Raw genomic sequence first — 13,173 nt, forward strand, 5'->3', positions numbered from 1 at the left:
GCAAAAGTTACTGAAAAAAAACGGATTTTCCAAATTTTTGACCTGAAAAAAATGTATTTTGCCAAAAAAAATACGTCTTAGGGAAAGAATTGCAAAATAGAAGCTGCCTTGCTTTGCTTTTTTGCCTACTTTTCCAGATTCTGAATCTCAACTCCTCATCTTCGACCTCAACTCGGCACTACCATGACGCATGTGATGCAAAATGCTGCTTCTCTTTCGCCTTCGGCGCGTACCTTAGTCGTCTTCAATCCCATTGCAGGGGGGCGCGACAACCGTTTTTTCTTGCCTTTATTAGAAAAAATGGCACAGAAATATAATTTTGAATACGAACTTTATCAGACCACAGGCGACGACGACCTTAGTCAGATTAAGGCGCGAATCGAAAGTTTTGCCCCCGAAAGGCTGCTTTCCGCAGGAGGCGACGGCACACTTTATTTGGTTGCCGAATTAGCGCGACACACGCCTTTGGTAGTGGGAGTAGTGCCGTTGGGTTCGGCAAATGGCATGGCAAGGGATTTAAACCTGCCCGTAGAAGTAGCGGCTGCTTTGGAAATTTCTCTGACTTCCAAAGTAGTGGATGCCGATTTAGTGCGTATCAATGGCACTTACTACTGCCTGCACCTTTCCGATTTGGGTTTTAATGCTAAAATTATCAAAGGTTATTTAGAGGAAAAAAAACGCGGCATGCGCAGTTATGCCAAACAGTTTTTCCGACAATATTTTTCCAAGCGCGGACGCGGACGCAAGTTTCTTATCACCACCGACCAATCGCGCGTAGAGCTACACCAACGCGCCATTATGGTAGCCTTTGCCAATGGCTCGCGCTATGGCACAGGGGCAAATCTCAACCCCGAAGGTAGTTTTTATGATGGGGCTTTCGAGCTTTGTATCGTGCGCCCGATTCCGCTTTATGCCTTCCTTTCCACTGTGATTCGCGGTTTTAGTGGCACGCTCAATCGCTCGCGTTATATCACCATTATCCGCTGCAAAAAAGCGCGTGTGCGTCTCAAAAAGCCGATTTGGTTGCAAATTGATGGCGAACTTATTGGAAAGGTAGAGGAGGTAGAAGCCGAAATTATCCCTGCTTGTTTGCGTTTGGTGGTGAATGAATAAAAGTTTTTTGTTGTTTCTATCTTACAAATGATTTAATAAAAATTCGCCTCTACTTTTAGAATTATCTTAGGCTGTCTGGGGTCGTTACAAATGAGCGTGAGGGTGCGCGTCTGTTTGCCTGTTCCCTCCAAAGGCAGGAATCTGATTTGGAGTAGCACTTCTTTTTGGGGTGCAATTTTTTTAAGTTGGGCGGCTGGGGTCAGGATTTCCGCGCCGTATGCAGGTAGGATTTTGCGAATAAGCAGCGGTTTTTGTCCTATATTTTTGAGGGTGAAGGTAGCGATAAGGGTATCATTGAGGGCTTTTCTGTATGAAAAAGAGCCGATATTTACTTTTTCTCCTTCCTTGATTTCGAGCTGTGGATAGGAAAGTTGCATTTCTTCTATGATAGGAGGGAAATATTCTTCTATGGTCGCGACGATAAGAAGTTTGAGGCTTTCGGCGTTGGGCAGTTCTTTTTTATTTTTGGGTAAAATCAGGGGGCTTGCGTTGGGGTCTTTCTTGATAATTTGCAAAGTGATGTAATCTTCTACGTATGCAAAGTCGTTTTTGGCGGCAGCGTCGTATGTCAGGTAAATGCCCCCTACTTGCCCTGCTTTGATGATGTGGGTAGAATCGAATTGAACCTGAATATGTTTAGGCGCGTCTATTTGGTCGGTAAAGATGAGGTCTTGGTCGGTAGGATTGTAGAGTTCGAAACGCTTGGTTAGGGGCTGTTTGGTATTGATAAGTCCAAAATTGAAGAGCTTGGTGCGGCTTTTGAGCAAGCCTTTTGTGTAGGGGAAGTAGTCGGCGGTGGCTTTTTCTTGTGTAAGATTGCCTTTGAGTAGGAGTTTTTGGCTTGTGCCATTGCTAAATTTTACTTCAAAGACCTTGATGAAAGGTTGTAGCTGGTAAGGCAAAAACAAAACGGTGATTTTGATAGAATCGCCTGCCGCGTATGGGCGATTTTCAAATTGTGCCAACGTGCAGGCGCAGTCGGTTTCTATTTGGCTAATGTGCAACGAAGTAGCGGCGGCATCTTTGGCATAAACGCCGACAAAAGTATGCACAAGGGTATCTTGCCACAAGACTTCGCCCCAATCTTTTTGGGGTTCGGCAAAATATACCCCATTTTGCGCATATACTTGTCCTTTGAGAAGCAGCGCAAATCCTAACAACAAAACAAAAAACAACTTGATATTATACTTCATACCAAAAAGAGGGGGATAGCAGGGAAAAAAGAAAACGCAAAAGTACGAAATTCAAATCGATTTGGGTAGGGTTCGAATCTGATTGAGGTTTTTTGTAGGGACACTGCCTTTTGCAGGGTGAGATTGAAAGAAAATTTGAAAAGTAGCACGAAATACTAACTTTATTCGTGGTAAGTTAGCCTTGCGAAGCTGGAGCTTCGCATTACTTTTGCAGGGTGAGATTGAAAGAAAATTTGAAAAGTAGCATTTTTCATAAAACTTAACAAAACGCCACTTCGCCGCCTTTTCAGACAAAAAATAAAAGGCGTAGGCTGCTTTGCGCTGATGTAAGAAAAAATCATAAAAAGCCTAAAAAAGAGCAAAATTGTTTTATTCTGGTTTTTCTTGTATGTAGCTAAGAATTAGCGCGTTATCTTTGCTTTTTTTTTGAAAAAAAGCTACAAATTGCACACTTATTGCGTCTTGGGTGAAAAGCCCCAAATTTTATTATGAAAATGAACAATCGCGAAGTGTTGGAGCAAGGCAATATCTGGCAAGCCATCTTCGAGCAAGCACCCATTGGGCTGGCAAAGATCGACCTAAGTGGGCGGTTCTTGGCGGTCAATGAGGCTATGGCAACGACCTTTGGCTACCAAGCAGCCGAACTCTTGGAGCGGAATTTTTTAGATTTGATGTCGCCACAAGAGTTGGAGTGTGAGCTAAAAGCGCACATTGCACAGGGAGGAGGTTTTCGCAAGAAGTACCGTCAGGAATTGCTTTGTCTGCACAAAACGGGACGCAACTTCTACTGTTTGGTGCAAATTTCACTTATCAAAGACGATAAGAAGGGCGAGCCGCTTTTTCTTTTGGGGCAGGTGATAGATATGTCGAAGCAAAAAGACTTCGAATTGCTTTTGAAGCAGCAAAATGAGGCACTCAAAAAAAGCAATCAACAACTTGTGGCGCAACACATCAGGGCGCAACAAGAACACCGCAACTGTGAGCGCATCAAGCAACTGATACAAGCCATCGATACCCAAGAGCCAAATGTGCGCGTTTTGCAGGAACAGATTTTGTTGCTCAAAAAAGAAATTGCCTTGCAACGCCACCAAGAGCAACAAGAAAGTTTCGACCAATACTTCCAACAGCTAAACCCCGATTTTTTCAAACGCCTCAAAGCGGACTTTCCTGCCCTTTCTTCCGCCGACCTGCGCATGTGCGCCTTCCTGCGCCTGAATTTTTCTACAAAAGAGATTGCCCAAATGCTTAGTGTCTCGAACGAAAGTGCGCATAAGGCGCGTTATCGCCTGCGCAAAAAGATGTGCCTGCAAAGGGAACAAGATTTGATTGAAATTGTGATGAAGTATTAGCTTTTTATGTCAATCTTACGGCTGACAAGGCAATGCCCTATCCCTACATTGGCATCTAATTTTTAGAACTGCACCTTGCCACGCGCTAAGGCAGGGCGATTGTATGATTTTTTGGTTGGGAAAGCCAATTTTGGCTGCATTTCTAAAAAAATCTTACTAAGTTTGCCTTTTAGAGAAAGCAAACCATATATTTGCGTTTTTTACCTCTGTTCGGGCTGCTTCACCCTGCTATTCCCTTCCCATGCTACCAAAACGCTTTTACCTTGGGCGCGAACGCCTCAAAAATTATATCTTCAATAGCCGCCATCGAGTACAATTCCTAACCGAAATGGTGGCGATTTTGGGTGCAGGTTTGGCTACGGTTTTGCTTTTTTTTCGCTATGGGTTTCACCTTTCGGTGAGTGAAGAGGCGTTTATTTTTCGCGCTTTTGATGCCATTTTCGCCCTTTTTGTGGTCATCTATGGCATCAACGTCTTTTACGACCGTAATTGGCGGGCTTATTTGCGACGTACTCCCTTAGAAGGGCTACTGATGGGAGGTATCTTGGGGCATGGCATCATAAATTTGCTCTTTGATACCAAACTCTTGTTCTTATTTTTGGAATGGCTGGCGGTAAAACGCCCTGCGCTATCCTACCAACATGCCGTTAGTTTGGTTGCCCTGCTGCTTATCGGAACAGTCATTACAAAGGGAACGACGCGCCTTTCGGAAATCAATTTCAAGCCTTCTACTACTTTTTTACTTAGTTTTATCTTTCTAATTCTGGGGGGAGCGGGCTTGCTTATGCTGCCTACCATGACGAATGTAGAGGGGGGCATTAGCTTTTTAGACGCGCTCTTTACCTCTACGAGTGCTTCCTGCGTTACGGGGCTTATTGTGTTAGATACGCCCACAGATTTCACCTTCAAAGGGCAATTAGTGATACTTTTTTTGATACAATTAGGCGGTATTGGCTTGGTTTCTTTTGCCACTTTCTTCGCCACTTTTCTTTCTAAGGGGGTAGGTTTGAAGCACCAACTTATCATACAAGACTACCTCAATAGCGAAACACTGGTTTCTACTACTTCGCTTTTGCGCAAAATTATCTTTATCACTTTGGGCATAGAGGCTATCGGGGCGGTGCTGATTTATTTTAGTTGGGACGAAGAGTTAATGGCAGAGTACGCCTTCAAAACTTGGGGCGAAAAGGTCTATTTTTCTATTTTTCACTCCATTTCTGCCTTTTGTAATGCTGGTTTTAGCCTTTTTTCAGGGGGTATGAATGACACTGTTTTTCAGACCCATCGCATGTATTTGCTGCACTTTGTCTTGGTTGTGATAATTCTTTTTGGCGGACTGGGCTATACTTCCATCGAGGAGATTTTTTCTATCAAAAACATCAAAGACCGCTTGAAGAACCCTTGGAAAAAATTGGGGATTAGTTCTAAAATAAACCTATATTCCCAAATGGGGCTATTAGCCATCGGGACAGTAGCATTTATGCTTTTAGAATTTGATAAACTAACGGATAGGACAGTGATTGAAGCCTTTGTAACGGCACTGTTTCAGTCGGCAGTTACCCGTACTGCGGGTTTCAATTCCGTAGATTTTGAAGTCTTAGAACCTTCTACCTTGCTCATTTTTATCTTTCTAATGTTTGTGGGAGGCGCGTCAGGCTCTACCGCTGGGGGCATTAAATTAGCAACAGGCGTGATTTTGTTTGTCGCCGCTATTTCTACTATCCGCCGCCAAGAAAACTTAGTCATTGGCAAGCGCACCATTTCGGAGGAACTGGTCAGAAAAGCCTTTGCCATTTTTATCTTTGCGGTAGCCTACAATTTCGTTTCTATTTTGCTGCTGATGCTCACCGAAACGCCCTCGAATCCGCAGGATACGAAGTTTATGCTCAAAATTTTCTTCGAGCAGGTTTCTGCCTTTGCCACAGTGGGTTTGAGCATGAACCTGACGGGCGAACTCTCTGCTATGGGGAAAGTAATTATCATTTGCTCGATGTATCTGGGGCGCGTCGGGACGCTGACCTTAGCCTTTGCCCTTAGCAATTCGGTAGTGAGCAATTCCTATCGCTACCCCAATGCGCATATTATGGTGGGGTAGGGGCTTCAATCGTTGGTTTTATTCACCCCCCTACCTTTGGTTTTTATCGAAAAACGAAATTTTTATCTTACTTTTGGGCTAATTCTTGTCCCAAATCGCCTTCGAGTGCGAAAAGGATTTGCAGAATTGAAAACTTCGCCTTATTTTGGGAACACTTTTGCGGCTCTGCCTCTCTTTTGTGCTTTCTTTGCTTTAAAATCTTTTGCTCATCTTGCTTCTTCCAGATAGTTATATGTCGGATATAGAAATTGCCGAACTTCGGAAACTGACCCAATTTATCAGCGAGCGTTTTAGCTACGATTTCAAAGACTACGCCATGTCGTCTTTTCGCCGTCGTATTAAGCGTATCTTAGACCTCTACAAGCTCAAATCGGTAGATGAACTTATTGCCCTGCTCGATTCGCGCGAGGGCTTCTACGAAGAGTTTGTATCTGAACTCACCGTCAATGTAACCGAGATGTTTCGCGACCCCACCTTTTGGCGCGTCCTCAAAGAACACATCATACCCAACATCATGCTCAATCACGACAAGATTAGCATCTGGCATGCGGGCTGCTCTTCGGGCGAAGAAGTCGTTTCGATGGCGATAGTGTTAGACGAAATGGGGATTCTGGATAAGGCTAAAATCGTCGCGACCGACATCGATAGAAGCATCATCGCTAAGGCAAAAGAGGCGCGTTATTCTATGAAAAATATAGAAGTGCATCGCAAAAACTACCAACGCTATCAGGGCAAACACGCCTTAGAAAACTACTACGACGAAATCGGTGGCGAAGCCGTCATGCACAGCCGTTTGTTGCAAAATGTATCCTTCCGCAAGCACGACTTAGTCTTGGGTAGTGTCTTCTCCAAATTTGATTTGGTCTTGTGCCGCAACGTCATGATTTATTTCAATCAGACCCTACAAAATCAGGTGCTACACAAAATTCACGAGTCTTTGTTCAAATATGGCTACTTAGCCATTGGCTCGAAGGAGTCTTTGATTTGGTGTGATATTGCGCATAAATTCATCGTGGTCAATAATGAAGAGAAAATCTACAAAAAGATTAAAGATTAGAAATCAGACGATTGCTACCATTTTTTTCTTTCTCTTTTCTCCTCAAAGCAAACTAATTTCCTACCCATGACCAAAAAATATGACATAGGCAAACAGTATCGAGCAATCGTCATTGGCGGCTCTGCGGGTAGTTTCCAACCTATCACGCAGCTCTTGGCAGCTATTCCGAAAGACTTTCCCCTGCCGATTTTTTTAGCTCTGCATCGCCTCAAACACGTCCGTCATGGCTTTGTAGAAGCCTTAGCGATTAAGAGTCAGAAAGAAATTTCAGAGCCGCACGATAAGGAAAGTATCAAGCGTGGCGCAGTTTATCTGGCACCTGCCAACTACCACATGGCAATAGAACTCGGCAACTCCATCTCGCTTAGTACCGAAGATTTGGTCAATAATTCACGCCCCTCCATTGATATTACCTTCGATTCTGCCGCCTATACTTATCGCGACAAACTTATCGGGATTCTCTATTCAGGTGCAAACAAAGACGGTGCTTTGGGTATGCGCAAAATCAAAGAGCGCAACGGACTCACTATCGTACAAGACCCCGAAGATAGCATGATTAATGCAATGCCCACTTCTGCCTTAGCCGCCACAAAAATCGACTACGTGCTTACCTCCGACGAAATCATAGACTTTATACTTCAATTAGATAAAGCCTACCGCTCATGATAAAACAACTCCTACAACTCCGCATTTGGTCTGGTCTGGCAATGTTGCTCTATGTAGCAGCCACACTTTTTATCGCCTTCCCACTCTTTAAGTTGGTAGAAGGCAATCTTCCTACCGAAAGTGTCTTCCGTCTGGTGCTTATCATCTTGGCTACCCTTTTTTTGGGTCTGATTGTGATGATTGTGCTTTTTCTACAATGGCAGAAGCGCGAACAGAAAGCCGAAGTCATCTATGTAGATAGGTACATTGATGCTAAAAAAAATGAAGCGCAAGTAGTACAAAGTCAGGAAGAGGAGCGCGACGAGCGTTTTCTCAAACAAACCCAAGAGATGCTTGCCCAAATAGAAACGCAGACGGAAAAATACGAATTAGCCTTAGGGCGCATTTGCAGTTACCTGCAAGCCTCCGCAGGGGCTTTGTTTTTAGCACGGCAGGAGCAAGAACGTAGGTTTATAGAAATGGTCGCCAGCTACGCCTATCATCTTCCTGATAGTCAGACTCTTGTCTATGAATACGGCGAAGGTTTGGCAGGGCAGGCAGCCAAAGAGGGCAAGATTTGGCAAATCAAGGATATTCCGCAGGGCTATATCCAAATTGTATCGGGTTTAGGCGCAAGCACGCCTTCGCAGTTGCTCTTAGTGCCTTTTAAAAACAGACAAAATGCCCTTAAAGGGGTAGTAGAAATTGCAGCTTTCAATGCCTTTTCGCCTACCCAACTTAGCTTGGTGCAGTCGGTCTGTGCGATGCTTATAGAAGGAAATGAGCCTTAAATCGGCAGAGAAGTGGCTTTGGTCTTTTCGAATCCGCTTTTTTTTACATTCCTTCACAAAAAAAATTGTGCATTCAAAAGTTTTTCGTAATTTGGGCTTCGTCTTTTCACTTGCGCTGCTCTACTGCTTACCCTACTTCCTACAAGTACCTCTTTCTTTTTTAGGTACGCCTGAATCGAAGCGATTATGATAGAAAATGATTTCAAAATAGGGATTAGTACAAAAATCACGACGCTGCTGCTCTTAGTTGTGGTCTTGGCTGCTATTGCCATGAGTTTGGTTTCTTATAATAGCGGAAAATATGCCGTAGAAGAACGCTATCGTGAAAATTTGCAGATTATCAATCGCCTGAAAGCCGACCAAATTCAAGACCTTTTCAGGCAGGTAGAAACCAACTTAGGGCTTATTAGCCAATCGCCCGCCATCACAAAGGCACTCCTGCTGACACAACAAAATACCACCTTAGACTCCCTCAAAGGGCAGATGCAAGACCTTTTAGGCGAATCGCTCCCACTTTTTGCACGCTCCTACGGCTACCCCAATATTGTACTTTTAGACAATGCAGGCAAGTTTTTATACCAATCGAATCCTACCAACGATTTGCTTTCCTTTGGCAAAAATCATGACCCTTATCAAATCCTGATTCAAAATGCCAACGAAAAAATTGCTTACGGCGAACCCTTCAAACGCAATGAAGTGGCACTCCTCGATGTACTAATGCCCATCAAAAATGCCGAACACCGCTTGATAGGCTATCTTTTGATAGAATATGATATGCAAAATATCTACGCCCTAACGAATGAAAACATTGGCTTAGGGCAGACAGGTGAGATTGTTTTGGCAAGGCGTGTAGCGACAGGACAGTCCTTTGTCTTTCTCAACGAACCCCGTCATAGCAAAGGGGCAGTGCAGCCTTTGGTGGCGGCGCGAGTCTTGGGTTCTGCTAATTCCGAAGGGGTGCAGCGAGCTATTCAAACCAAACAAGAAGGCTTGGATTTGGTCTTAGACTACAAAGGGAAGTCGGTTCTTTCCGCTTGGACGTATTTAGACGCGCTCGAATGGGCGGTAGAAACGAAAATAGACGAAGACGAACTTAATGCTGATTTAGGCGGCTTACTTGTCAATTTCTCTATCATTGGTGCGATTATCGTACTGATTGCAGGCGGCTTGGCGCGTATTTTTTCCTATTACCTCACCGAACCGCTCAATAAGCTAAAAAATATCCTCAATATCATTGCCAAAGGAGAGCTTCCGCGTAGGGTAGAAAAGGTTACGAACGACGAAATTGGCGAAATGGCTGTGGCAGTGAATAATTTGGTGCAAGCACTCAAACGTACCGCCGAATTTGCCTATACCATTGGGGAGGGAAAATATGATGCGCAATTTACCCCCATGAGCCAAAACGACATCTTAGGGACTGCCCTTATTTCGATGCGCGACAACATTCAAGAATCCGACAAGCGCGAAAAAGAGCGCACTTGGATTGTGTCAGGTATCGCCGAAATTGGACAGGTTTTGCGCGATTCGCAGTCTATTGAGCTTTTGAGTGAAAAGGTGGTCGCTTTTATTTGCGAAAAAATCAATGCGATACAAGGCGCGTTTTATGTCGTGGAAGAAGACGAATTTGACAAAGAAATCGTCCTTATGGCGAGCTACGCCTATCACAAGCGCAAGTATTTGCAGAAAAAATTTAGGTTTGGGCAGGGGCTGGTAGGGCAGGCAGCCATAGAGCAGGACACCATACTTCGCACCGAAATTCCAGACGATTATTTTTCTATTACATCAGGGCTTTTAGGCGACAAAAAACCCAAGTGCCTTTTGCTTGTGCCACTGATTACCGAAGACAAAGTCTATGGCGTGTTAGAATTTGCCGCCTTCGAGCCTTTTTCGCCTACCCAAGTGCGCTTTGTAGAGGAAACAAGTCTTATCATTGCCCGCACCATTTTCAATATCAAAATTAACGAAAGAACGCGCCTTTTGCTGCAAGAATCCCAGCAGATGGGCGAGGAGTTGCAATTACAACAAGAGGTATTGCGACAAAATGCGGAAGAAATGGAGGCGACCCAAGAGGAGCTAAAACGCACCAATACCCGTTTGGAAGAGCAGATTCAGGAGGTAAATCGCACACAAAAGCGTATGCAGGTCTTGCTCGAAAACGCTTCGGAGGTTATTACCATCTACGAAAAGAACGGCAAAGTTCGCTACATCAGTCCTTCGGTAGAAACCATCTTAGGATACGAGCAGTCGGAAATTATCGGTATCAGCGACATAGAAAACGTATTGCCTGAAAGCCGCGAGGTATTTTCGGATATGTTTGAAAAATTGTTGGAAAATCCAGACGAAACGGCTACTATACAGCTCGAATATCGCAAAAAGGACGGCGAAACTGTTTGGCTCGAAGCCACAGGCACAAACCGTTTGAGCGACCAAGCTGTGCGTGGGCTTGTCGTCAATACGCGCGACATCACCGAGCGCAGGCGTGCCGAAAAAGAAGCCCGTATGCGTGGTCAGATGCAGTCGTTATCTGAAAATTCGCCTGACTTAATTATGCGCCTCACGCCCGAAGGTACGGTTTTTTACGTCAATCCTACCATCAAGATGCTCACAGGTTTAGAACCCGAAGGTATTATCAATCAGCCGCTACAAGAGCTTGATATTCAGGAAGATATTGTAGAAAAATGGCGCGAAATTATGATTAGCGTAACCAAACGTCGCACCAAAATCAGCCGCGAAATAGAGCTATCTTCTTCGGTAGGCGATAGGATTATGCAAATGAACGCCATTCCCGAATTTAACGACCAAAAAGAACTCGAATCGGTGCTTTTAGTGGCGCACGACATCACAGAACGCAAAAAAGCCGAACTTGAAATTCGGGATACCAACAAGAAAATTTCGGAAAGTATCAACTATGCGCGTCGTATTCAGGGTGCAATTTTGCCCGAAAGCCGCCATATTCAGAGCATCTTCCCCAATTCGTTCATTTATTACAAACCGCGCGATGTCGTCAGTGGCGACTTCCCTTGGTATCTACAAAAGGGCAACGATATTTATATCGCCGCCGTCGATTGTACAGGGCATGGCGTACCCGGTGCCTTAATTTCTTTGGTCGGATATTTTATCCTCAATGGGATTCTTAATGCCGCTAAGGAAAATCATTTGGAGGCAGGTAAGGTATTAGATTTGCTAAATGACGGCGTAACCAAAACATTGCGACAAGACGTAGAAGGCAATACCAAAGATGGTATGGACATCGCCCTTTGTCGCATCAATACCGAAAACCGTTTTGTAGAATATGCAGGAGCGCACCGCCCACTTTTCCACTTGCAAGCCACAGGCGAGCTAAATGAAATCAAAGGCGATAAGTTCCCAATCGGTGGCGGCAGTTTATACAAAACGCGCACCTACTTTGCCAATCACCGCTTCCGCATCGAAGAGGGCGATTCTATATACCTCTTTTCCGACGGACTCACCGACCAATTTGGCGGCACAGACGGACGCAAGTTTTCGCCCAGTCGTCTGCGAGAGGTCTTGCGCCAAAATTATCACGTAGAAATGCCCGAAATGGAGCGTCTGATAGACCTTAAATTCCAGCAGTGGCGTGGTAGTAGGAAACAAATAGACGATATTTTGCTCATCGGTATCAAATTTTAAGTCTAAAAGTTGGGACTTTCCAAAAAAAAACTTAATTTCAAACCCTGATGCCACTCTTTCAAATTGCCCAAAACAGTAAGCACGATAAATTCCTAAGCGTATGAAGTACATCTATGACCTCCATAGAATCATGCTCAAGCAGAATATCCTTCTGGTCTATGAAGGGGAGTTCAACCAAGAGATTACCAAATCTATCTTGGCAATGGCGGAGCGAAACATGGATTCTTACGGAGAAAGTTCAAGCATTAAGCGCAAAGTTTTTAATATTATGGTAGAGGCACTGCAAAATATTTGCAAGCACTCACAAAGTTACCAAGAGGAAATCTATGGTAAGAATAGCGCGATTTTCATGCTTGGGAAAGCCGAACATGCCTACTACATCACTTCGGGCAATCCGCTCTTTACACGTGAGGTCGCAAACTTGCAAGACCGCATCGAGCGCATCAATGCCATGGACGAAGGGCAACTCAAAGAAGAATACAAGCGCATCATCAAGACCAATCCGGGTGAGCTAACCGAAAAAGGCGGCGCAGGGTTGGGCTTTGTGGATATGGCGCGAAAGTCGGGCAACAAATTGCGCTTCGATTTTGAAACCATCAACCAAGAACTCTCTTTCTTTTCCCTACGCATTACGGTTAATAAGTAAAGAACGCCCTCTTTTCAAGTTTTAAGACTCGAAGAAGGCAAAAAAGCGCGAAAAACTACCCTTACTTACGCGCTTTGCCGTATCTTTGCCCTATCTTTGCCTTTTGCAGCATCACGATTTACTTCGTATCGTTTGTTTTATCATAACATACAACAACTCTAACTCCAAACTGATATGCAGCCACTTACTATCGACGGCACTGAAGATACCCCAAAAGTAGTATTAGACAAAGAACGCAGCCTCTTTGAAGTGTCGGGACGCTCGCTGCCCGAAGATGCAGCTGAGTTTTACGCACCACTTTTGGAATGGTTAGCCGAGTATGAAAAAGACCCTAAGCCTGAAACACCTTTTATGTTCAAGCTCGAGTACTTCAATACGGCTTCTTCTAAACTGATTTTGGACATTCTCTCCAAGCTCGAAAGCATCGAGGGTACGTCGGTGATTTGGTACTTCCACGAAGACGACGAGGATATGGAAGAAGCAGGGGAGGAGTTTTCCGAACTTGTAGAAATCCCTTTCAAGTTTGAAACTTATTAAGCCCGTTTCGAACAAATAGGTCGGTAGGTCTAAGTTTTTTGATAGTACATAGAAAGGGTTTGATGCGCCAATAGCGGTTTTTTATCGAAAAAATCC

General features: G+C 44.3%; 10 protein-coding genes. 9 read left to right on the top strand and 1 reads right to left on the bottom strand.

Annotated elements, in window-relative coordinates; genetic code table 11:
* Window positions 1-183 precede the first annotated feature (183 nt).
* A complete protein-coding gene (locus tag G500_RS0120400) occupies window positions 184-1,113 on the top strand; it encodes a diacylglycerol/lipid kinase family protein (RefSeq protein ID WP_027003885.1) in 930 nt (309 codons plus the stop codon).
* A 32-nt stretch (window positions 1,114-1,145) separates the two neighbouring features.
* Here the strand turns inward: G500_RS0120400 and G500_RS0120405 are convergent, their stop codons facing one another.
* Window positions 1,146-2,306 carry a DUF1573 domain-containing protein gene (locus G500_RS0120405; RefSeq protein WP_035758321.1) on the bottom strand — a complete coding sequence of 387 codons (1,161 nt, stop codon included), beginning with the start codon at window positions 2,304-2,306 and terminating at the stop codon, window positions 1,146-1,148.
* A gap of 488 nt (window positions 2,307-2,794) precedes the next feature.
* Here G500_RS0120405 and G500_RS0120420 point away from each other — a divergent pair, with 488 nt between their 5' ends.
* The 8 genes from G500_RS0120420 (at window position 2,795) to G500_RS0120470 (ending at window position 13,077) form a co-directional block, all read left to right on the top strand.
* The gene (locus tag G500_RS0120420) at window positions 2,795-3,655 is read left to right on the top strand and encodes a PAS domain S-box protein (RefSeq protein WP_035758322.1); all 861 of its coding nucleotides are present in this window, start codon (window positions 2,795-2,797) and stop codon (window positions 3,653-3,655) included.
* A 241-nt stretch (window positions 3,656-3,896) separates the two neighbouring features.
* Window positions 3,897-5,750, top strand: coding sequence for a TrkH family potassium uptake protein (locus tag G500_RS0120430; RefSeq protein ID WP_027003889.1), 1,854 nt, complete (start codon window positions 3,897-3,899; stop codon window positions 5,748-5,750).
* A 232-nt stretch (window positions 5,751-5,982) separates the two neighbouring features.
* Window positions 5,983-6,807, top strand: a complete 825-nt coding sequence (locus G500_RS0120440) for a CheR family methyltransferase (RefSeq protein ID WP_027003891.1) — start codon at window positions 5,983-5,985, stop codon at window positions 6,805-6,807.
* Between the two features lie 66 nt (window positions 6,808-6,873).
* Window positions 6,874-7,473: a chemotaxis protein CheB gene (locus tag G500_RS0120445; protein ID WP_027003892.1), complete on the top strand. Its 600-nt coding sequence runs from the start codon at window positions 6,874-6,876 to the stop codon at window positions 7,471-7,473.
* Window positions 7,470-8,243, top strand: coding sequence for a GAF domain-containing protein (locus G500_RS0120450; protein ID WP_027003893.1), 774 nt, complete (start codon window positions 7,470-7,472; stop codon window positions 8,241-8,243). The genes G500_RS0120445 and G500_RS0120450 overlap by 4 nt, the downstream gene beginning before the upstream one ends.
* A 186-nt stretch (window positions 8,244-8,429) precedes the next feature.
* Window positions 8,430-11,894: a PAS domain S-box protein gene (locus G500_RS0120460; RefSeq protein WP_027003895.1), complete on the top strand. Its 3,465-nt coding sequence runs from the start codon at window positions 8,430-8,432 to the stop codon at window positions 11,892-11,894.
* Between the two features lie 100 nt (window positions 11,895-11,994).
* Window positions 11,995-12,540: a SiaB family protein kinase gene (locus G500_RS0120465; RefSeq protein ID WP_027003896.1), complete on the top strand. Its 546-nt coding sequence runs from the start codon at window positions 11,995-11,997 to the stop codon at window positions 12,538-12,540.
* A gap of 174 nt (window positions 12,541-12,714) precedes the next feature.
* Complete coding sequence (locus tag G500_RS0120470; protein WP_027003897.1) at window positions 12,715-13,077, top strand: DUF1987 domain-containing protein; 363 nt, start codon at window positions 12,715-12,717, stop codon at window positions 13,075-13,077.
* Window positions 13,078-13,173 lie beyond the last annotated feature (96 nt).

The sequence above is a fragment of the Hugenholtzia roseola DSM 9546 genome (assembly GCF_000422585.1).
GTDB classification, from domain to species: domain Bacteria; phylum Bacteroidota; class Bacteroidia; order Cytophagales; family Bernardetiaceae; genus Hugenholtzia; species Hugenholtzia roseola.

Bases quoted from the DNA above. Each gene is read 5' to 3' on its own strand.
- G500_RS0120400 (WP_027003885.1), top strand. From the start codon at position 184: ATGACGCATGTGATGCAAAATGCTGCTTCTCTTTCGCCTTCGGCGCGT.
- G500_RS0120405 (WP_035758321.1), bottom strand. From the start codon at position 2,306: ATGAAGTATAATATCAAGTTGTTTTTTGTTTTGTTGTTAGGATTTGCG.
- G500_RS0120420 (WP_035758322.1), top strand. From the start codon at position 2,795: ATGAAAATGAACAATCGCGAAGTGTTGGAGCAAGGCAATATCTGGCAA.
- G500_RS0120430 (WP_027003889.1), top strand. From the start codon at position 3,897: ATGCTACCAAAACGCTTTTACCTTGGGCGCGAACGCCTCAAAAATTAT.
- G500_RS0120440 (WP_027003891.1), top strand. From the start codon at position 5,983: ATGTCGGATATAGAAATTGCCGAACTTCGGAAACTGACCCAATTTATC.
- G500_RS0120445 (WP_027003892.1), top strand. From the start codon at position 6,874: ATGACCAAAAAATATGACATAGGCAAACAGTATCGAGCAATCGTCATT.
- G500_RS0120450 (WP_027003893.1), top strand. From the start codon at position 7,470: ATGATAAAACAACTCCTACAACTCCGCATTTGGTCTGGTCTGGCAATG.
- G500_RS0120460 (WP_027003895.1), top strand. From the start codon at position 8,430: ATGATAGAAAATGATTTCAAAATAGGGATTAGTACAAAAATCACGACG.
- G500_RS0120465 (WP_027003896.1), top strand. From the start codon at position 11,995: ATGAAGTACATCTATGACCTCCATAGAATCATGCTCAAGCAGAATATC.
- G500_RS0120470 (WP_027003897.1), top strand. From the start codon at position 12,715: ATGCAGCCACTTACTATCGACGGCACTGAAGATACCCCAAAAGTAGTA.